General features: G+C 45.6%; 19 protein-coding genes and 1 pseudogene. 12 read left to right on the top strand and 8 right to left on the bottom strand.

Annotation, left to right across the window (positions count from 1 at the left end):
- Positions 1-40: 40 nt before the first annotated feature.
- The 4 genes from QUA80_RS13065 to QUA80_RS13050 form a co-directional block, all read right to left on the bottom strand.
- Positions 41-1054, bottom strand: a complete 1014-nt coding sequence (locus QUA80_RS13065) for a glycosyltransferase (RefSeq protein WP_333425059.1) — start codon at positions 1052-1054, stop codon at positions 41-43.
- 201 nt (positions 1055-1255) lie between these two features.
- Positions 1256-1402 carry a hypothetical protein gene (locus QUA80_RS13060; protein ID WP_333425057.1) on the bottom strand — a complete coding sequence of 49 codons (147 nt, stop codon included), beginning with the start codon at positions 1400-1402 and terminating at the stop codon, positions 1256-1258.
- On the bottom strand, positions 1399-2514 hold the full coding sequence (gene mraY / locus QUA80_RS13055; protein WP_333425055.1) for a phospho-N-acetylmuramoyl-pentapeptide-transferase: 1116 nt from the start codon (positions 2512-2514) through the stop codon (positions 1399-1401). The genes QUA80_RS13060 and mraY overlap by 4 nt, the downstream gene beginning before the upstream one ends.
- 130 nt (positions 2515-2644) lie before the next feature.
- Complete coding sequence (locus QUA80_RS13050) at positions 2645-2884, bottom strand: DUF3134 domain-containing protein (protein WP_006631296.1); 240 nt, start codon at positions 2882-2884, stop codon at positions 2645-2647.
- 410 nt (positions 2885-3294) lie between these two features.
- On the opposite strand from QUA80_RS13050, the gene QUA80_RS13045 reads away from it, so the two are divergent.
- The 6 genes from QUA80_RS13045 (at position 3295) to QUA80_RS13020 (ending at position 7906) form a co-directional block, all read left to right on the top strand.
- Entirely contained in the window at positions 3295-4971 is a 1677-nt protein-coding gene (locus QUA80_RS13045; protein WP_333425053.1) for a glycosyltransferase family 4 protein, read from the top strand.
- 136 nt (positions 4972-5107) lie between these two features.
- A complete protein-coding gene (locus tag QUA80_RS13040) occupies positions 5108-5692 on the top strand; it encodes a PAP/fibrillin family protein (RefSeq protein ID WP_333425051.1) in 585 nt (194 codons plus the stop codon).
- 321 nt (positions 5693-6013) lie between these two features.
- Positions 6014-6274: a hypothetical protein gene (locus QUA80_RS13035; RefSeq protein WP_333425049.1), complete on the top strand. Its 261-nt coding sequence runs from the start codon at positions 6014-6016 to the stop codon at positions 6272-6274.
- A 129-nt stretch (positions 6275-6403) separates the two neighbouring features.
- A complete protein-coding gene (locus QUA80_RS13030) occupies positions 6404-7072 on the top strand; it encodes a Uma2 family endonuclease (RefSeq protein ID WP_333425047.1) in 669 nt (222 codons plus the stop codon).
- A 169-nt stretch (positions 7073-7241) separates the two neighbouring features.
- Positions 7242-7544, top strand: coding sequence for a DUF433 domain-containing protein (locus QUA80_RS13025; protein WP_333425045.1), 303 nt, complete (start codon positions 7242-7244; stop codon positions 7542-7544).
- A complete protein-coding gene (locus QUA80_RS13020) occupies positions 7541-7906 on the top strand; it encodes a DUF5615 family PIN-like protein (RefSeq protein ID WP_333425043.1) in 366 nt (121 codons plus the stop codon). The genes QUA80_RS13025 and QUA80_RS13020 overlap by 4 nt, the downstream gene beginning before the upstream one ends.
- 113 nt (positions 7907-8019) lie before the next feature.
- Here the strand turns inward: QUA80_RS13020 and QUA80_RS13015 are convergent, their stop codons facing one another.
- Positions 8020-8661, bottom strand: coding sequence for an ImmA/IrrE family metallo-endopeptidase (locus QUA80_RS13015; protein ID WP_333425041.1), 642 nt, complete (start codon positions 8659-8661; stop codon positions 8020-8022).
- Positions 8658-9029: a helix-turn-helix transcriptional regulator gene (locus QUA80_RS13010; protein ID WP_333425039.1), complete on the bottom strand. Its 372-nt coding sequence runs from the start codon at positions 9027-9029 to the stop codon at positions 8658-8660. Before QUA80_RS13010 ends, QUA80_RS13015 begins: the two co-directional genes overlap by 4 nt.
- Before the next feature lie 146 nt (positions 9030-9175).
- Between QUA80_RS13010 and QUA80_RS13005 the strand changes: the two genes are divergently transcribed.
- The 6 genes from QUA80_RS13005 (at position 9176) to QUA80_RS12980 (ending at position 19040) form a co-directional block, all read left to right on the top strand.
- Positions 9176-9397, top strand: coding sequence for a hypothetical protein (locus QUA80_RS13005; RefSeq protein WP_333037034.1), 222 nt, complete (start codon positions 9176-9178; stop codon positions 9395-9397).
- Between the two features lie 36 nt (positions 9398-9433).
- Positions 9434-10258 carry a PD-(D/E)XK nuclease family protein gene (locus QUA80_RS13000; RefSeq protein WP_333425037.1) on the top strand — a complete coding sequence of 275 codons (825 nt, stop codon included), beginning with the start codon at positions 9434-9436 and terminating at the stop codon, positions 10256-10258.
- Positions 10255-12555, top strand: a complete 2301-nt coding sequence (locus QUA80_RS12995) for a Piwi domain-containing protein (protein ID WP_333425035.1) — start codon at positions 10255-10257, stop codon at positions 12553-12555. Before QUA80_RS13000 ends, QUA80_RS12995 begins: the two co-directional genes overlap by 4 nt.
- Before the next feature lie 69 nt (positions 12556-12624).
- The gene (locus tag QUA80_RS12990) at positions 12625-13440 is read left to right on the top strand and encodes a PD-(D/E)XK nuclease family protein (protein WP_333425033.1); all 816 of its coding nucleotides are present in this window, start codon (positions 12625-12627) and stop codon (positions 13438-13440) included.
- A 247-nt stretch (positions 13441-13687) separates the two neighbouring features.
- Positions 13688-16258 carry a DHH family phosphoesterase gene (locus QUA80_RS12985; RefSeq protein ID WP_333425031.1) on the top strand — a complete coding sequence of 857 codons (2571 nt, stop codon included), beginning with the start codon at positions 13688-13690 and terminating at the stop codon, positions 16256-16258.
- 484 nt (positions 16259-16742) lie between these two features.
- Positions 16743-19040: a serine/threonine phosphatase gene (locus tag QUA80_RS12980; protein ID WP_333425029.1), complete on the top strand. Its 2298-nt coding sequence runs from the start codon at positions 16743-16745 to the stop codon at positions 19038-19040.
- Here the strand turns inward: QUA80_RS12980 and QUA80_RS33785 are convergent.
- Positions 19037-19120, bottom strand: a pseudogene (locus QUA80_RS33785) (PEP-CTERM sorting domain-containing protein); the annotation flags it as partial. The gene QUA80_RS12980 and the pseudogene QUA80_RS33785 sit on opposite strands and share 4 nt — an antisense overlap.
- A gap of 195 nt (positions 19121-19315) precedes the next feature.
- A complete protein-coding gene (locus tag QUA80_RS12975) occupies positions 19316-19669 on the bottom strand; it encodes a hypothetical protein (RefSeq protein ID WP_333425027.1) in 354 nt (117 codons plus the stop codon).
- Positions 19670-19853 lie beyond the last annotated feature (184 nt).

Genomic DNA, 19853 nt, shown 5'->3' with positions numbered 1-19853 from the left:
GGCATCCAGCCCGCCCGTGAAAGGCTTGCGGTCTAAAATATTAAAATCGCTCAATGTCCCAAGCTGATTCTGGAAGTTTGGCTTGGCGCTGTCCCATCGCCCTTGCCCTAACATTCAAAAGACCGATCGGCGTATTGAACAAGTCTACCAGATCCGCTCGGGCGATCCTCTTCGTTGGCGTAGCCCCCGTAGGGGCGGGCTTTCCTTCGGATCGCAACGCTTTCGCTAACGCGCTTTTGGCAGCAGCCACAGGCAATTCTTTTAACAGCCATCTAGCCAGCCGATAAAAATATTCCGGTGCTGTCAATTCTCGCATCAAATCGACACCGTGGAGTTCGTGCAAGTATTTATTAGATTCCCCGTACCGATACCATTGACTTTGTAACTGTTTTATTGTTGAACGGTGGCGGTGTCGGACGATCGCATTTTCGGCAAAATACATTTTATAAGACGTTTCCCGCAAAATCCGCCAGCACAAGTCAGCATCGCCGCCGCTGGTGAGATACGGCCGAAATAATCCTATTTGTTGTAAAACTAGCCTCCTTACAGCTAAGTTGGCTGTTTGACCGTAGGGACAAAAAGGGTGAGCGAGAGTATGTTTTTGAGATAAAGTATTTTGGCGATCGGCGTGTTGTTCTAAGATAGTTTTACCGGGCAATGCGAGTATTTCCCCGCAGGTAATTCCTATTTCTAAGTCAACAAATGGCTTAACTAAATTTTCCAGCCAGTCAGATTCCGGGCGACAGTCTGCATCGGTAAAGGCAATGATTTCGCCTGTGGATGCGCGAATTCCTTGATTGCGGGCGGCGTAAGAACTTTGAATCTGATTTTCGGTGAGGTGGCGAATGTTGATATCTCGTTCCCGGCCCGAATCTGAGAATGTTTCGAGAATGGTTGAAGTGCGATCGCGGCTGTTGTTGTCTACTATGAGATATTCTACTCTGTGTGGCGGATAAGTTTGCGATCGCAGGCACTCGATTAAATCCGGCAAATCCATCTCGCCGTTGTAAACAGGCACAACCACCGAAACTTCCGGTAAAAACATTTTAATCATTCAAAAACAACCGTCAACGATAGCATAACTAATATTGACTCAGATTAAACGAACCGCTTTCGTCGCGTATGACGCGAAGGAAAATAAATAAACAAATGTAGTTTTTTCTTCGCGCTATAAGGGTCTTCGCGGTTCTTCAAATAATTAAAAAGCGTTTTTCAGTTCTATTGAATGAACTGGGGATATCAATTCTCAAAATTATCAATGCGGAGCATTAAACAGGCAAGATGCCTGTTCCACAACTGCATTCAGTTCTTGTGGAACAGGCATCTTGCCTGTTGTTTCTTTGAAATAGTAGAAAATATCTATTACATCCCCTGTGGAATCCGTCACCCAATCCGTTCTCAACTGTTGCTAGTTAACATCAGAATCATTAACACTAAAGCCCCGTTAGTTAAATAAAAAATGCCAACAACCTGAGTTTCCAGCCAACCGCACAACTCTAGATGATGGTGCAGCGGAGCCATTCTTAACAGACGCTTGCCGATTCCATCCGGACCTTTTGTAGCTTTGTAATAACCTACTTGAGCAATTACTGACAGCGTTTCTACAAAGAAAATCCCGCTGATAATTAATAATATCCAAAGGCTATTTGTTAATAAAGCTACCGCACCCAACGCACCGCCCAAAGCTAAAGCACCTGTATCGCCCATAAACACGCTGGCTGGATTGCGGTTGTGTGCTAAGAAACCGAGACAACTGCCGCTGGTGCAGGCGCAAAATATCATTAATTCTGGCGAAGTTGAGGCTACAGATGCGCCCAATCCCAAAAGTGCGATCGCGCCCAAACCGCCCATCAATCCGTCAACACCATCGGTAAGATTAGTAGCATTGCTTTCGGCAACTAGCACAAAACCAGCCAGCGGCCAGAACAGCAAACCTAAGGGCAATACCCAACCGAAAGGCAAAGCAACATTCGTAGAAATAGCAGGTTGATGAAACATCAGCCACAGACAAAATAGACCAGCAAAACTTATTTGCAAAGCCAATTTCATCCTAGGTGAAATACCTTTGTTCGACTTGCGCCGCAGAATTTGCCAGTCATCGAGCCAGCCAATGAAACCGTAAGCTAAAGTTAAAGCCGATACGGCAACAACATCTGAGTTAAACTTAGACCAAAGTAAAGCGACTGCGACCCCTGCAGGTACAAAAAAGATGCCTCCCATTGTCGGCGTTCCCGCTTTTTTCAAATGGGCTTGGGGGCCGTCTTCGCGAATTATTTGTCCTGCTTTTAGTTGCTGGAGTACGGGTACAACTGCATAGCCCAACCCCGACGCAACTAAAGCACAAACAATTAGCGGCATAAATAGCGATGCAGGTAAATTCAAAAATCTACCCGCTGCTAAATCTAAACCTATCGCTACAATGCCGAGCCCCAAACCCAGAAGCAGCAATAAATTCCTGCCTGTAAGTTTGAAAGGCATACTAAAAGGGATTTTCTCATCCACAAAGTTATCCATAACACTCCTCACCACACACTATTTGAGAATAAGCAATTGACAATTTGGGAATAGGGTGCGATACAGGAGATTGAGAAATCTCTTAGTTTTTCTTCCCTGTTTCCGGTTGATTTCTTCACCCTTGTACCACTTATTCTTCGCCTACACTCACATCCTCTTCTACTTCCTCTTCTAAATCATCGTAAGGACTGTCGTCAACAGCCATCAGTTCTGAAATTTCTTCTTCATGTAGATAGTCTGGTTCTTGGACATCCCTTGCTAACAGGCGATTGTTAGATTCCAACCAGTCTAAAAGAGATGATTGCTGCTTTAATGGAATTACATCCGCAGGCAAGTGGCGAGGTATTTGACGCAGAGATGGGTTGTACATGATTCTCGGTTTTTAAAGACAAAGACGCGATCGAGTAGAGGTAACGTTTTGCCGACGAACTGTTCCTTTGATGAAGCACTTGCAAATCGGGCATTTAGCAAGGCTAAAGCATTATACCACAAGCTCCGTTTGGTTCCGGATGGGATAAGATGGGAGACCGAAAAGGCGATCGCCCCCAAGCATCGGCCTCAGAATAACACTAAAATCCGCTCTTGCCAATCCTTTTTTAGCCGTAAATATTGTAATCTGAGACGATCGTCTTTAAGATGTCGCGACACGCGGCGATCCTTTTCTGCAAGCCTCGCTAACGGCAACCAGTTGATTGACAACAGCATCCTAGTTTTGGCTCAAAGCCTTGCCCCCAAAGCCCTCTGGCTTCTTCTGTCAACTCTTGCGCAATAAATCTCAGAATGGATACAACGGCAGCGGTTTTATACAACAAAGAGGGGTACCACACCGGAGGGCAAAAACTTCTGGGGCGTCATTCAGCCGGAGAAGGATTTCTCAAAAGCTTAGTCCAACACGGAACCGCAGACTCTCTATACTGTTGCGCCGATAGCCAAACAACCTTTAAGGAGTTTTGTTCGCACATCCAACCTTGGCTGCAAAAACCTCGGACAGTCCGCTGGATTCCGACGGAACGACCGGATTTGCTATCTCAACCGGGCACAATTTACCGGCCAGATCCGGCGCTGTCGCAGATAGTTTGGGCGCGCAGATTTTTCGATCAGCGGGCCTACAGCGTTTGCGGCGTTACTCACACGATCGGTACAAAATACGTCATGGAGGCGATCGGCGATTTGATCGCCGCACCCATGCAGCCTTGGGACGCCCTGATCTGTACCTCTGCCGCCGTGAAAACAGCAGTAGAAGGAGTTCTGAGGGAGTGGTCAGAGTATTTAGCGCAGCGCAACGGCGGTCAACCGGAAATTTTAGTCAAATTGCCAGTTATTCCCCTAGGAGTCGATTGCAGCGCGTTTCCGCAGGGTGTGGAAGCAGTTAACAGTCGCAGCCAACTGCGGCAAGAACTCGGCATTTCTCCCGGCGATATTGTTGTGTTATTTGTCGGTCGATTGACTTTTTCTGCCAAAGGTCATCCAGTACCGATGTACATCGCCCTAGAGGCAGCCGCACAACAGACAACAGCCAAAATCCACTTAATTCAAGCCGGTTGGATCGAAGATCCGAGAGAAGAACCCGACTTTAAAAATAGCGCGCAAATATTTTGTCCCTCCGTGAATGCTATTTTTTTAGATGGGAGACAGCCCGAAATTAGAATAAATATTTGGTCGGCGGCCGACATTTTCATTTCGCTTTCCGACAACATTCAAGAATCCTTCGGACTGACACCCATAGAAGCCATGGCGAACGGACTGCCGGCGATAGTCTCCGATTGGAACGGATACAAAGAATCTGTACGCCACGAAATAGACGGCTTCCGCATTCCCACACTCATCCCGCCCCCGGAATCTTGTTTAGATTTAGCCCTAAATTATCTCGACGGCAGCTTAAATTGGCCGACTTACATGGGTCACACTTCCCTCACCACAGCAGTTGACATTGATGCTTGTACCCGCGCTTTGTGTGAATTAATTGAAAACCCCGAATTGAGAAAGCGGATGGGCGAAAATGCCAGACAAAGGGCAAAAGAAATTTATGATTGGAAAGTAGTAATTGCTGCTTACGAACAGTTGTGGCGGGAATTAGCAGAAATTCGCGTTTCGGCACCCGAGTCTGCACCTTTAAAAGCCGGGAAGCCGCCTTATCCGTTGGGCGACGATCCGTTTCGGGTATTGGGTCATTATGCGAGTAGAACTTTAAGCAAGGAGATGACACTGAGTCTGGGTGCGATCGCCACACCAGAAATTTTACAGCAGATACAGACAATTTGGTTTACCAGCTTCGGTCAAGACAGAAGAATCTCTGTTAACATTCAGATGCAGATATTGGATGCAATTAAGCAAGAAGGTGCAGTCAGCGTGGGGGAAGTTATCAGACGCTACGTTAAAAACGAGCAAGAATTAGCCTACCTGTATCGGACTCTGCTTTATTTGCTGAAATTTGGTATCTTAGTGATTAGCCATTAATCAATGTATGCTGCGCGCTGCGTACAGACAAACCCAATAGTCAGCGCCCTAAAAACGACTGGTCAAGTAATTTATAAATATTGAAGGCGCCATCAAGAAACATTTTTCCTGATTCATCCCTCGTCCTAAAAAAATCATGATTATAAAATCTGAACTCTTAGAGATAATTGCTGGTAAAAATCGCGGTTTGCTGGCGACGGCTAGCGACAAACAAGCGATTTTAAGCGCGATCGCGAAATTGGAAGATTACAACCCCACACCGCGCCCTGTGGAAGCCGCAGAGCTTTTAAATGGTGATTGGCGGTTATTGTACACTACCAGCCGCGAACTGCTGAATCTTGACGCTTTTCCCTTGGTGAAATTGGGTCAAATTTATCAATCTATCCGCGTCCGAGAATCTAAAGTTTACAACATTGGCGAACTTTACGGATTGCCTTACTTAGAAGGAATTGTCAGTGTAGCGGCAAGATTTGAGCCAACTTCCGAACGTCGAGTGCAGATCAAGTTTGAGCGGTCGATTTTCGGTTTAAGCAGGTTGATTGGCTATGAATCTCCGGGGAAGTTTATCAATGAGATTGAGTCGGGGAAAAAGTTCGCTGCTGTAGATTTCGGGCTGGATACTCGCGAACAGCAGGGATGGCTCGATATCACTTATTTGGATGGCGATTTGCGGATTGGACGTGGGAATAAAAACAGTGTTTTTGTCTTGACAAGAGAGTGATTTTGTGATGTGTGATTAAGTGCGATCGCCCCTTAACTCATACTCAATTTATCTTTCCTTCATCCGCGTTTATCCGCGTGCATCTGCGGTTGAAAATCAAAAATATATCACTTCTGCAAACAATTCAACACTTACTAAAACCCTCAAATCCATAGCCGATAAAAGCTTCAGATAGGATAACCGTTAAAACTTAGCGTTAAGAATTGACAATTGACAATTCTTGTGATATGTGCTTGAATTTTAATGGAAAAGGCGTTAGTACATTCCCGCCAAGAAACTTACTAACGCCTTTTGTGTACTCCTTACGAATACAACACGATTATGTCACAAAACGGTTATCAACAGGGATTCTCCGCGAATCCTGGGGCGATCGCGTACCAAAAACGCCTTTACCCTTGGGCGATCGCCAAACTCATGCCCAGTATGCAGCGGACGATTGTGGGGCGATTTCGCAGTCGATCGGACGCTGACGGACACTTGCTGTGTCTGCGTCAACTCATGCCTCAAGCAACGCTTGTCGTAGTCTTTGACTTGCAACCAGACTTAGAAGTACCCATTGCGGCGCCCACAGCAATTCGATAAGCACAAGAATCCGATCCCCCCTGAAAAAGGGGGGTTATAAAAATTGACAAATTACTAACTATCAATTACCGCAGCAGATAAATATCAACATAAGTTAGGATAATTTTATCCTCAATTTGCTTTTAAATCATGACTTCTACAACTGCAAAATTCATCGTCTCTCAAGTGGGAGAAATTCCCCAATGGCAAGCCGCCACATGGGAAGATTATGTAGCAGCCTGCGAAGATCCATCTTTGGAGGAAGCCAGAATATTTTTTTATGAAGGATATCTTTGGATAGACATGGGTAATGAAGGGCCTCAGCACGCCAGATTTAACAACCTCTTGACTCTGGTGTTTGGATTTTGGTTTGTCAGCAAAGGAGGACAAGCTTTCGATGATTTGGGTGGATGTGTAATTGAGAAGCCAAAAGTGGGAGGAGGTGCGCCCGATCGCATTTTATATGTCGGTGGAGAATTCATCCAGTGGCAAAAAGGGGAACCGCGCCGACTTAATCTAAATAAATCGCGAATTCCCGATTTAGTAATAGAAACTTCCGATACGACTTTGGCTATCGATTTAGATCAAAAGAAGCGCTTGTATGCTGCTTTGGGAATTCCTGAGTATTGGGTAGTAGATATTAAGGGCGAGAGAGTTTTGGCATTTCGCTTGCAGGAAAACGGGAAATATCAGGAATGCGAAATTTCCGGAGCTCTTGAGGGATTGCCAATTGCTTTGCTATCGGAGACTTTGAAAATTTTGGGTGAAGGAAATGGGACGGCGGCGATGTGGTTTGCTCAACAAATTGGGAAGTTGTAGAGATGTTGGCGAAAAGTACGCGCGTGCGTAGCTATCCCGTAGGGAATCGCTCTTAATTTTTCTCAATTATTTACGCAATTATCGCTTAAAGAGAACCATCAGAGGCATAAACAGTTACACAGTTTCAGAAGAAATCTATATAATCAAGTTAAGTGACTTGAGAAAATGTATGACAACAACTGTAGTAGACATCGGGACTTTAATTATCCGCGATCCCAAGCTTCGAGGCGGCCGTCCGATTATTGCTGAAACTGGTACTTCTGTCCGCCGCATCGCCGTTTTGTACAAGCAGGGTAACAGTGCCGAAGAAATTGCTAGGCTGATGACTCACTTATCGATCGCACAAGTTTATGCAGCTTTAACGTATTATCATGCTAATCGAGAAGAGATTGATACAGATTTAGCTGAGGAACAAGAAGCTTACGAACAGTTAGCAGAGTTACACTACAAAAACCTCAAGACAAATTCATGAGCATTATTCTACTGCTGCTAGACGAAGATGCGATGAATTCGGCTCTGCTAGATGCTCTACGCCTGCGGAGTGTTGATGTTATTTCTGTTGCAGAAATAGGAATGCTGTCTCGAAGCGATGAAGAAATTTTGTATTGGGCTCATGAAAATCATCGAGTAACCTATAGTTTTAATCCTAGGGATTTTTATCGATTGCATACTGCTTTTAGCACGCAAGGGGAAGAACATATGGGGATCATCTTGGGACAGCAGAATTATTCAGTTGGGGAACAATTGCGTCGCTTGCTAAAAATTATAGCTAGTAAATCCGCAGAGGAAATGTACAATCAAGTCGAGTTTTTAAGTGCTTGGGGTGAAGCATAAGCGATCGCACTTGGGAAAAAAGGGCGATTCCCTACGGGATAGCTACGCACGCGCGTACTTTTGGAGTTGGGATGGGAGAGGTAGGCGATCGCAATTCACTAAAACAAACTTTTCTACCCATTAGTTCCTGTATCACCAAGATAGATTTGGCTAGAACCCTTGGGAATGTAAATCCAGCGAAGGTCTTGCAGACGATTTGTCAGATTGGATATTGTTACGCCAAGTTCATCTCGCATTGCATAAAGATGTTTCCAGTTGGTTAGATCGCGTCCTCTTCGTACTTCTTCTAGCTTAAATCTGGGCATCAGCAAACAACTAGCAAAATACTGTGCTTGCCATTCTATCCCTTGCTGACTGCTAATACTGCGACATAAAAATGGCTCTACGGCGCTCTCAACACCACGCTTTTGCTCTTCTTCTAAACGAGAAACCGCTTTTTGATCTATGTGAAGCTCCCAATGTCCAATTTCGTGAGCTATTGAAGATTCTTCAAAACCTTTAGGCAGTTCCAGACTCTTTTCGTTCATTATAATTTTACGTTCAGTAGGTAGAATCATGGCAGCAATTGCCCCTTTTTCATCAGGAGGTATGTAGCCACAATCCATATCCAATCCTAAAGCTTCAGCAACATGACCAGCATCAATAGGCCATTTTAGAGGACGCTTGCGCTTTTTATTGACGCGCGCAAGAACATCCATCGCACGAAGCTCAATTTCCTGTTTTGAAAATATTTGATACTGGTTGATTACTTTCAACTCTTCCTCTCCTCACCTTCTAATTGTGTGGTTTCGCGCAGTAATTTTTGTGCAAATTCTGGCTCATCCCGCATCCGGCGCAGCAACGCAGGCATTTGCCTGTACTTTTTGACCAGATCCTCAAAAACTTTGGCATCATCTGGTGTAATCCTACCTGCTAGGCGTTTGAGGTCATCTGTGCGATCGGTCAAATCCAAATGACGCGCTAACGCCTCAATGACATCCTCGCTGGGAGGATACCCAGCGTGGTCGTTTTCCAGTTTGGATAGGTAGGTATAATCCACACCTATCAACTTTGCCAGTTCGCGCTGGCTGTATTCCTTGTCCTTACGGGCTTGACGAATCAGCTTGCCAAACGTCTCGCTCACGGCTGTAGTCCCTTATCATGGAAAAATTGTAATCTATCTTGACTTTATCTTCAACAGGGTCTAAAGTATGTATGTTGCCTAAATTGGTCAACATGAGCAACATAAACACTATAATAGATCGAGACAGACCTTTTTGGAGCCACAGCATGAAAAAACAACCCTTCAATCCCGACCAACTGTGCTTCTCAATCGGCAGACCCCTGCCTGTTTTGCTTGAGGAAGTTCAACGGACAAGTCGGAATCCAAATCTGAGGAAAGCCGCCAAACAAATGCTGGAAGGCTTGCGTACCTTTGAATTGGCGAACCAAACTGAGGTTTCCAAATCCGTCAAAGCAAAAACCGCCATCCACGAAATTTTAACCAAATGAACCAATAACAGCCCTCTATTTTAGAGGGCTAAACTCATGGACAAAATTAGGGCATTTGCCAGCTATAATCTTTGGTTACAGTTTGCTCCACCAGTAGGGCAAGAATACTTCCACTGCGATATGAAGCGAGGTTTTGCTAGGGCACGACAGCGAGAACCTGGAGTCGCAGCAGTTAAAGATTTAGACAACACACCTCAACGAATTGGAATACTTGCACAGCAAGGAATTTATGAATTTCATCAAAACCCTAAACTATTCTCCCGCAAAGATGCTGTAGAGCAAGTTGCAGAAATTCTGCAATTAAGCCAAGAGTCAACTCCTGTTCAGGAACGAGTAATTCTCATCCTGAGCAATTACCAGCAGCACCCGATTCTTTTAGGCAAGAACATCATTAAACTGAACCGAGGTGATGAGGGATTTCCCAAACCAATTATTCTGAAGCAGGGGAATTATCTGTTTAACTTCTTTGCGGCGATAGACTGCATTTTTGCCGAATCCGATGGAACCATACACATTTTAGATTTCAAAACAGGTAAATCTGAATTCGATCGGCGACAGGCATACCTTTACTTGCTAGCAGCCAGTTATCTCTACCCCTCTCAGCCAGCTATCGCCTCATTTTATAATTTGGAAACAGGCAAGCAGTCTGACCCACTCAGGGCAACGGCTGATACACTACAAGCTTTCAAAATAGAGATGTCGCTAATTGCTCAACGACATCAAAAAGATTTGAAGCGTTACCGCGACGATCCGGCTGAGTTCGACATAATTTTTCCACCTAATCCTGGTTCTAACTGTTCTTACTGTCCCTTTAACTCAATTTGTGAATTTTCTTCTGTAATATTAGAGGTTGCCGCATGACTGCTGCTGTTCAAATTACCCCACAAGTCTCTGCTTCACCAACATATTTGAGCGAGATTTTCCCGCTGAGTATTTCGCAACCGAATTTAATCTGCTTTCGATTGACTCCTGAAGTCGATCGCAAAATTGGCAATCGATTTAGCTGGCGTTTTTGCCAAAAGTTTACTAATCAAGAATTTCCTCATCAGCTAGTTGCGATCTGGGAAGACAAATATTTTTGGGTTTTAGGTCAACCTAATCAACCCATGCCCACCAAAGAAAAGTGGCGAGAGGCACTGGTAGAAATTGAAGAGGAGTTGAGAGAAGATATTGGCGATCGATCCTACTCTATCCAATGGGTACGCGAACCGCAGGTAACAGCTCCTATCCTTGCTCAATTAGCTGTTAGAATTTTGAAAAGAAGTTCAGAGTTCTCATCGGCTGATACTGTTTTGTCTGAAAATCATGTTGAAGTCAAGCGTGAAGCTAGTTTTTGGGCAGAAACTATTGAATTGCAAGATGGTCAGCATCCAGCATTAGTTTTTACACCTCACAGTTACTTCGTTTACCAAACTACATTGGATAAATTTTACGAAAATCATCCATATAGGAACAAACCGAAAGAACTTTTAATAGGTTTGAAAGTTCGAGATATTGAAAAGAATAATTTTGCTACAATTACTGCTATTGTAGGCCCGATTGGAGAAGGAGGACGCAGACAAGACCTCATCGATAAAGCAACAGGTTCACAGAGCAAACTAAAACTTGAAGAAGCACCAGACAATCAAGTTGTTGTTGCAGTCCAGTTTAGCAAAAATCCAACTGAGTATCACTATGCAATGTCTGCTTTGCGTCCCTGTGTCACAGAGGAAACCGCAGATCGCTTTGAGGTAAAATACGGAGACTTACTCAAGGAAACAAAAATTCCCTACCAACAGCGAAAAGATTGTTTAATATCATATAAACAGAAAGCTGCAAATTCACTCAAAGATTTTGGATTTGAGTTGAATGATAGTATTAATAGTCGCCAGTATTCAAATTTATTTTTGCCTGTAGCTTTTAAACTTGAGGAAACCAACCTTCTTTTTGGAAAAGACGTTATTGGCAAAAGACGTGATGTGTTGCAAGGACTTTCTAAGGGTGGTGTTTATCGCTGTCACAAGGATTACATTAATCCACCAAGAGCTATTCGCATTTCAGTTTTAAAGGTAGGTGATTTTAAGGTAAAGACATATTTCCTGGATGAAGTTCAGAAACGGCTGATAAAGTATAACTTTGAAGCCCTCAGTTTCAGAGACCCAACTACCAAGGAGATTGATGAAAGTAGAATTAAAGTAGTTTCGCTCCACGGCTTGAGTAAGGCTGAGGCTAAAGTTAGATTGGAACAAGCTATATATGAACTAATAGAGATTCCCTCAGATATTGTTTTGACTTTTTTACCTCAGAGCGATCGCAATACCGACAATAGCGAAGACGGCAGTTTTTATGCGTTTATTTCTTCGCAGTTACTCCGACACGGAAAAGCAAGCCAAGTTATTTATGAGGACACGTTGCAAGATACTAAAAATCACGGAAATATTCTCAATCAAGTCATTCCAGGGATTTTAGCAAAGTTAGGTAACTTGCCCTTTATTCTAGCTGAGCCTTTAAAGATTGCTGATTATTTCATCGGATTGGATATTTCCAGAACTCCCAAAAAGAAGGGAAGCGGAAGCTTGAATGTTTGTGCAAGTGTGCGTCTTTACGATCGGCAAGGAGAATTTATTCGCTATAGGCTAGAAGATGCTTTGACACAGGGTGAAGAAATCGATAAACGAACACTAGAGAGGTTTCTTCCGGCTCATGGCTTAGCTGGAAAAACTGTACTAATTTACCGCGATGGACATTTTTGTGGTAATGAAGTCAAGTATTTACGCGAACGAGCAAAAGCAATTAGCTCTAATTTTATTTTGGTGGAATGTATCAAGTCTCAAGTTCCCCGACTTTACAACTTTGCTCAGTTAGCTTTAAAAGCACCCACAAAAGGTCTAGCACTTCGACTATCTGCATATGAAGTGATTTTGGTGACCACAGAAGTAAAGAATGAGAAGATGGGTCTGCCTTATCCCTTACGTTTGAAGGTTATTCCTGATGAAGGACAGGAAGTATCACTTGAAAGTTTAGTAGAAACAACACTTAAACTTACTTTATTGCATCATGGAGCACTTAAAGAGCCACGTTTACCCGTTCCCTTATATGGTTCTGACCGCATCGCTTATCGGCGGTTACAAGGTATTTCTCCAGGTGCATTGGATGGGGATAAACAATTTTGGCTGTAAGCCCGATCGCCCTTCCACCCACCACTCTAACAAAACCCTACCAAAAACCAACAACATCACACCCAAAAAATGCTCCGACTATCCCAAACCCAACTCAAAATCCTCGAAGAATGCCCCCGGAAATTCCAACACAGCTACCTCGAACTACTCGCCACCACCGCCTCCCCAGAACACAAAGAAAAACTCACATGGGGAAGCCACTTTCACCTATTAATGCAGCAGCGAGAACTCGGACTTCCCATTGAATTCATCATCCAACAAGACCCCGAACTGGGACGCTGTGTGGCAGCATTTATCAACACAGCGCCCGAACTCTTCGCCAATTCAGAAAATAGCGATAGCATTTTCCGCCAAGCCGAACACCCCCGCACCCTAATTTTCCAAGACTACCTATTCACCGTTATCTATGACTTGCTAATAGCAGAACCAAACGCCGCCCAAATTCTCGACTGGAAAACCTATCCCCGCCCTCAAAAATCAAAATGGATCGCCGAAAGTTGGCAAACTCGCCTTTATTTATACGTCTTAGTAGAAACCAGCGACTATTCCCCCGAACAAGTTTCCATGACATACTGGTTCGTACAATTGCAAGGAGAAGAACCGCCGCAAAAACTCACATTTGATTACAACCAAACAAAACACGATCGCACAAAACAAGATTTAACCCACCTATTGCAGCAGCTAACCGACTGGCGACAGCGCTATACTGAAGGCGGCGAATTCTTGCCCCAAGTAGATATTAGTTCCAATCTTTGCGATTCCTGTCAATTTGCCACTCGCTGCAACCGCACACCAGACACAAAAACTCCCTCACCATATCTTCTCGCAGAAACTCCGACAGATTGGCTGCCAAATCTTGCTATAATCGACGAAATATTTATTTAATATATAAACAAGCCCCCAAATTTTACTCGTTACTAGGCTCTGCCTGGTAACGCCAATACGGAGGCTCTGCCTCCAATTTTCCCCATCGCAAGCGAGGCAGAGCCTCTGGAAATCGGTTCCCCGGCTCTGCCTGGGAACCAGTGACTAGCTTAAGTTTTATTTAACATACAAAAAAGCCCTCGGATTCATCTGTGGTAAAAATCTAAAATCTAAAATCTAAAATCTAAAATCTAAAATCTAAAATCGAATGACAGAACTACTTCAAAAATTGCCAACTCAACCCCTATCCCAGCCCCCAGCTTGGCTGATCCAAGCTGTGAGAAACCACGCACCAGAACTCCCGGGAAACTATGCCGCCGCACTTCTCTGGTATAGAGGAATTCAAAACCCAGAACAAATACCCGGTTTCTTAAATCCAAAACTTTACCAACCAGCAAGTCCCTTTGAATTCGGACTAGAAATGAACTGGGCAATAGAAAGAATCCAGCAAGCACGAAACAGCGGCGAAAAAGTTGCAATTTGGGGAGACTTCGACGCCGACGGCATTACCTCAACCTCCGTACTTTGGGACGGGCTGGGAGAATTTTTTTCTCAAAACAACCAACTAATTTATTACATTCCCAACCGCTTAACCGAATCTCACGGACTCAATATCCCGGGAATAGACGCATTAGCCAAATCGGGAATTAGCTTAATTATTACCTGCGATACTGGCAGTACAAATATCGCCGAAATCGAATACGCCACCAGCTTAAATATCGATACAATTATTACCGATCATCATACATTACCAGACGATCGCCCGCCAGCTACAGCAATTATCAATCCCCGCTACTTTCCCCCAAACCACCAACTATTTAACCTCTCAGGAGTTGCCGTAGCCTACAAATTAATCGAAGCATTATATCACACATTACCGGATATTCCGCAGCGCCCGATCGCAGATTTATTAGAATTAGTAGCGATCGGCTTAATTGCCGATTTAGTCCAACTTACAGGAGACAGCCGCTACCTAGCACAACTCGGCATCGAACAACTGCAAAAACAACTCGCAAATCCCACGCGCCCGGGAGTTGCAAAATTGCTCGAACTGTGCAAAAGATCGGGCGATCGCCCAACCGACATTTCCTTCGGCCTCGGCCCCCGAATCAACGCCGTCAGCCGCATTCAAGGCGACGCCAGCTTCTGCGTAGAACTCCTCACCAGCCGCGACAAAAAACGCTGCGAAGAACTAGCAAATTTAACCGAAATTGCCAACACTAGGCGCAAATCTTTACAAAAAGATGTTGCCAAAGATGCCGCCAACAAATTAGCCAAACTCGACCTCTCAACTACTAGCGTCATCGTCCTCAGCGACCCCCAATGGCCCGTAGGAGTATTAGGATTAGTAGCGGGACAAATCGCCCAAGAATACGGCCGCCCCGTGATTTTATTCAGCACAGAAGGAAGCGAAGAAGTTAACGAAAATTCCCGGGAAACGGAATTTACCTCTTTCTTAGACCGAGAATCACAAACACTTTCTAAATCCAAAATCGCCAGAGGTTCTGCGCGTTCCGCCAATCAAATCGACCTTTACCAATTAGTAAAAGATCAAGCACATTTATTGCACAGATTTGGCGGCCATCCCTTCGCCGCAGGCTTGAGTCTCCCCGTTGAAAATATCCCTCTATTTACCGATGCGGTAAATCAGCAACTGCGGCAACAATACAGTACAGATAGTTTAACAGCCGCCCCCGTTCAAGCCGACCTAAAAATTACTGTTGCCGAATTAGGCAAAGAGTTATTTCAAGAACTAAAATTGCTCGAACCGTGCGGCATGGGCAACCCCGCACCAAAATTGCTGATTGAAAACTGCTGGTTTAAAAATATCTACAATAGGAATATTAAAGATTTAAAAGGAAAAGAAGTAAAGTATATCAAAACTTCTTTTGAAATTTGCGATGAATCTAGCGATACAGGATTTCCCGGCATTTGGTGGGAACACTACCGAGACGAAATTCCTGAAAGTCGGTGCGATGCTATAGTAGAACTAGACTTTAATAGCTATGAATCTCGCTATGAAGTGCCACACTATGAAGTGCGGTTGATAGCAGTGCATTGCCGCACGGAAGAGGGCAAAATAAATTCGCCGACTCCAATAGATTGGATCGTAGACTGGCGCAATAGAAATAATGATGAAGAGTTGTTAGCAGCCAGCACAAACTTAGAATCTCAAATGCCGATCGACAATCTAGTTTACAATTCCGAAAAGGTCGATCGCGAAAACTCGATCGTCCTCAAAGAATGCCCCGCAAGCTGGGACGAACTGCGGATCTGGTTTCGGCAAGCACAGCACACTCAGAAAAAACTAGCGATCGCCTACACATTACCTCCACTCGTACCCCCACAGCAAATCTGCCAACAGCTAATCGGCATCGCCAAATACCTCAGCCGCACCAAAAAAACCGTCACCAGACAGCAACTCCGCCAAAAACTCGGCATCAGCGACACATCCCTGCAACTGGGGTTCAAAACTCTAACATATCTCGGTTTCACAATCAATTATCGCGATCGAGCTTTCCACATCACGAGACAACCCGAAACCTCACAGCAGCAAGACGCGCCCGATCGAATCCCCCAACCCTTATTAGATAGCCAATCCCTTCAATTGTCAGTGCCAAATTCCCCCCTCGCCGCGCGTTTTGCAGCGCAATTCCTAGCTGCAGTCTCCGAAGAACAATTCCGGCGGAAATATTTCTGTGAAGTACCTCTGTCAACCATTCAATCGATCGCCCGAGAGACCGTTTTCCAAGAAGATTCTACAGCCAATCCCTTCTAACCGAGATATTGCAGCATCATCAATAACCCTTCTCTGGGCGGGTTCTCCTGCCCAACCTACAAAAAAATGCACTTGTTGTGGAACAGGCCCGAAAGCCTGTTCTGATTGAGAATGGTGCAACACGTGAGTTCTAACTGACATCTTGCACCATTGTTAAGCACAGCCAGGATGCCAGTTGCACTCACGAGATAACTTTTATTGTAGGGCCCGCACGCTCTTGCCGCCGTTGGGGCTGGCTGTTTACCCTGTGAAGCGAGAGAGGTTTTTGTGGATCTGGCTTTTGGGCCTATTCCCGACACGGATGCAACATCTCTGTTCTAAGAAATATCTTAGTTCTCAATTCATCCCGATAAAATAAGGCATAGGGCAATGAGAGTTATCCGTTGCGAGTCAGGTCAAAAACTCATAACTCGTAACTCACAGGCCAACACCCAAAACTCCACACCGCCAAACTCGATCGCCCATCTCCAATTTAAAAACCCCTATGCTTCTCTGTCCCCGCTGCCAATTTGAAAATCCCAATCCAAACAAGTTTTGTCAACAATGCGGAAATTCCCTAATTTACAAACCTTGCCACGAATGCGGTGCCCAAGTCGCTTTTAGCGCCGCATTATGTCAGAATTGCGGCGTCGCAACAGGTCAAGTGTGGCGGGCTATTATCTGCGGTCGATCGAATTTTCCAACAGTCGAGCCAGACGAGTCAACCCTACCCCCACCCGAGTTTCTGCAAAAACCAGACATAGTTCCAGAAACCGCATCGCCCCAAAACTCTCCTGAACCAATCGCAGACGCAATTAAAACAGAAATAACCACCCCAGCAGAACCCCGAACAGCAGTCGCACCAACTTCTCCACAGGCAAGCGACGGCGAATTCAGCAGCCGAGAAATAAACCGTGTGACCGCCGTAGGGGCGATCGCACCAGCCTCCTCTCAAACAACCGAAAAAAGCTCTACTACAGCACCAGAGGGCGAAATAACCCCATCTGAAAGCAATTTTACAACCGCACCACAGCCCAAACAAATCCTAGAAGCAACAGAGAACCCCGACAGCCCAAACATAGCTGAGAGATCCCCTCAATCTCCAGAATTCCCCCTCCCCAATTCAGAATATGTCATCCCTTCCCAGCCAGCAGGAGCTTATTTAGACACCCAGCAGCGCTACCAACTCCTAGAAACCGTGCCGCCGAGAAAACGCTCAGACACAGTAACAGTAACAGTATTGGACTGTCAGCCGCTGGAAATGTCACCCCTCAAAGCCCTGCTAGCAGCCAACTCGGCCAGCGTCGCCAAACGAACCTCCCCCTACACCGGCGCCATCCAAGGCGGAGAAAATTCAACCAATTCCGCCTTAGCAGAGCTTTGCCAAGGCATAGCTGAACCTTATTTGGCACTCCGGTGGCAATTTTCTCAAAACCTGCCAGTAATTCACGATAGTTGGTCAGACAACGAACAGGCAGTGCTGCTGCTAGAAGACTGCTCCCAATGGCCGCTGCTGCTGGAACGGTGGAGTCAACCCGAAACTTCCACCCAGCAAATTTTATACTGGCTGCACGAAATGACAGAACTGTGGGCTGCCCTAGAACCCTGGCGCTGTCGGCAAAGCTTGTTGGAACTGACAAATTTGCGAGTCAACCCCGACTCTTCCTTTTCCTTAGCTTCTTTGCGGCTGCAATACCTCTATCCCGAACCCGCCGGCTCAAACCTGCAACTGGTAGATTTGGGGCAACTGTGGCAGGTGATATTTAGCCAGTCCTCGCGCACTGAGTTTGGCCCATTGCTCGAACTGCTGCAACAAATGTACAGAGGCGAGATTAACACAATCGAAGAATTGCGATCGCGCCTGGAAACTGTTCCCCTCGAAATCCAGCCCGCACCTTCACCAACCTCAACCCCCGAGCGCGAGCATTACCGCCCAGACGAGTCCCTCCCCGACGTTGGCGAGGTCTTAACCCAGCCGATGCCACTCCAGATTTACAGCTTAGAAGACGCAGGCCTCACCGATGTCGGCCGCACGCGCGACCACAACGAAGACTTCTTCAGCATCTGGACTCAGCTCAACAAACTCGAAAGTTCCTTCGGTCGCATCTTTCAAACCAAAGGGCTTTACATTCTCTGCGACGGCATGGGCGGACACGACAGGGGAGAAGTAGCCAGTCAACTAGCCGCTGAAACCCTCAGAGAATTTTTTCAAACCTGTTGGGAAAATCAACTACCTCCTGCCGACACCATCCGCGAGGGAGTGCTGCTAGCCAACAAAGCCATCTTTGAAATCAATCAAAAAGACGGACGCTCCGGCAGCGCCCGCATGGGTACAACTCTAGTCGCCGTCTTAGTTCAAGACACCAAATTCGCCGTTGCCCACGTCGGCGACAGTCGCCTCTACCGACTGAGAAAGGGACAAACCCTAGAAAAAATTACCTCAGACCACGAAGTAGGCCAGCGCGAAATTAAGCGCGGGGTTGACCCGGAAACTGCTTATGCCCGTCCCGACGCCTATCAATTAACTCAAGCCATAGGCCCGCGAGACAGTAATTTTCTCAAGCCTGACGTGCAGTTTTTAGACTTGTGCGAAGATACTTTATTGATTTTGGCTTCCGACGGCCTGACAGATAATGATTTTTTGGAAACTCACTGGCAGAACACTCTCGAACCCCTGTTCAATCCCCAAGCCGATCTCGACCAGGGAGTTGCCCAGTTGATTGAACTGGGCAACAAACGCAACGGTCACGACAATATCACGGCAATTATCATTCGGGCGCAGGTAGGCGCATTTCGATTTTAGAATTTGGATGCTGCAAACTTTCTCTTGGCCGCCCCCAAGCCAGCGGCCGCCAGAGTTAAACCTGCCATTGTTGCAGGTTCGGGAACAGCCTCTGAGTTTTCAGGGCATGGTTAGACTTCTTGTGCTATCACATATCCGCCGTTTGTCGATCGTCCGTTGGATTGCCCGTAAGCTGATTGTATCCAACTGATTCTGTTTCCCTCTGTACCCGAACTATTGCCAAATATTCCCAAAGCTGGCAAAGTGCGATAACTACCAAAACTCCATCGATCTGCTTATGTAGCGATAATTCCACTGCCCGAATAAGCATTATAGACAACTCGTGTTTTGATGGGATCGATCGGCGCCCACAGCAAAGGAGAAAGCAATTCACCCCTGTCCCCTGTTGTGGCTTGAGACAAATTCCACGACTTCCCCAATATGGTTGCAGAAAAGCTTGTGAGCGCAAACCATCGATCTGTAGCTTTAATTTCTAGAGGCGGCAATGAGAAGCCAGACAAAATAGTATCTCGATCGGGAGTCGAGTCATCATAGCTGAAGGCTCCTTCGCCTACTAGAGAGTCAGTCGAATCAAAAAAACTTAAACTAAAATTAAGTGAGGCAGCTTGTGCTGAGTTTGCCCCAGTCAAGACCAATCATACAACAGCGACGGTCGCAGCCAGAGAAAATTTACGCAAAAGTTTAGCCATTGTGAGCGTATTCTTTGTGTTTTAAACTGTTAAATCGATCGTTTTTACTTTTAAAGTCCCGGGACTTACAGCACTTTTGGTGGTATCTGAGGTACATAGCAGAGGTAGGGACACGGCAATGCCG

The sequence above is a fragment of the Microcoleus sp. F4-D5 genome, assembly GCF_036704885.1.
Lineage (GTDB): Bacteria > Cyanobacteriota > Cyanobacteriia > Cyanobacteriales > Microcoleaceae > Microcoleus.
The sequence above is the reverse complement of the archived record's forward strand: the minus strand, read 5'-3'. Positions and strand labels throughout refer to the sequence as shown.

Excerpts from the sequence above, each read along its gene's own strand:
- QUA80_RS13065 (WP_333425059.1), bottom strand. The coding sequence starts at position 1,054 with ATGATTAAAATGTTTTTACCGGAAGTTTCGGTGGTTGTGCCTGTTTAC.
- mraY (WP_333425055.1), bottom strand. The coding sequence starts at position 2,514 with ATGGATAACTTTGTGGATGAGAAAATCCCTTTTAGTATGCCTTTCAAA.
- QUA80_RS13050 (WP_006631296.1), bottom strand. The coding sequence starts at position 2,884 with ATGTACAACCCATCTCTGCGTCAAATACCTCGCCACTTGCCTGCGGAT.
- QUA80_RS13045 (WP_333425053.1), top strand. The coding sequence starts at position 3,295 with ATGGATACAACGGCAGCGGTTTTATACAACAAAGAGGGGTACCACACC.
- QUA80_RS13040 (WP_333425051.1), top strand. The coding sequence starts at position 5,108 with ATGATTATAAAATCTGAACTCTTAGAGATAATTGCTGGTAAAAATCGC.
- QUA80_RS13035 (WP_333425049.1), top strand. The coding sequence starts at position 6,014 with ATGTCACAAAACGGTTATCAACAGGGATTCTCCGCGAATCCTGGGGCG.
- QUA80_RS13030 (WP_333425047.1), top strand. The coding sequence starts at position 6,404 with ATGACTTCTACAACTGCAAAATTCATCGTCTCTCAAGTGGGAGAAATT.
- QUA80_RS13025 (WP_333425045.1), top strand. The coding sequence starts at position 7,242 with ATGACAACAACTGTAGTAGACATCGGGACTTTAATTATCCGCGATCCC.
- QUA80_RS13020 (WP_333425043.1), top strand. The coding sequence starts at position 7,541 with ATGAGCATTATTCTACTGCTGCTAGACGAAGATGCGATGAATTCGGCT.
- QUA80_RS13005 (WP_333037034.1), top strand. The coding sequence starts at position 9,176 with ATGAAAAAACAACCCTTCAATCCCGACCAACTGTGCTTCTCAATCGGC.
- QUA80_RS13000 (WP_333425037.1), top strand. The coding sequence starts at position 9,434 with ATGGACAAAATTAGGGCATTTGCCAGCTATAATCTTTGGTTACAGTTT.
- QUA80_RS12995 (WP_333425035.1), top strand. The coding sequence starts at position 10,255 with ATGACTGCTGCTGTTCAAATTACCCCACAAGTCTCTGCTTCACCAACA.
- QUA80_RS12990 (WP_333425033.1), top strand. The coding sequence starts at position 12,625 with ATGCTCCGACTATCCCAAACCCAACTCAAAATCCTCGAAGAATGCCCC.
- QUA80_RS12985 (WP_333425031.1), top strand. The coding sequence starts at position 13,688 with ATGACAGAACTACTTCAAAAATTGCCAACTCAACCCCTATCCCAGCCC.
- QUA80_RS12980 (WP_333425029.1), top strand. The coding sequence starts at position 16,743 with ATGCTTCTCTGTCCCCGCTGCCAATTTGAAAATCCCAATCCAAACAAG.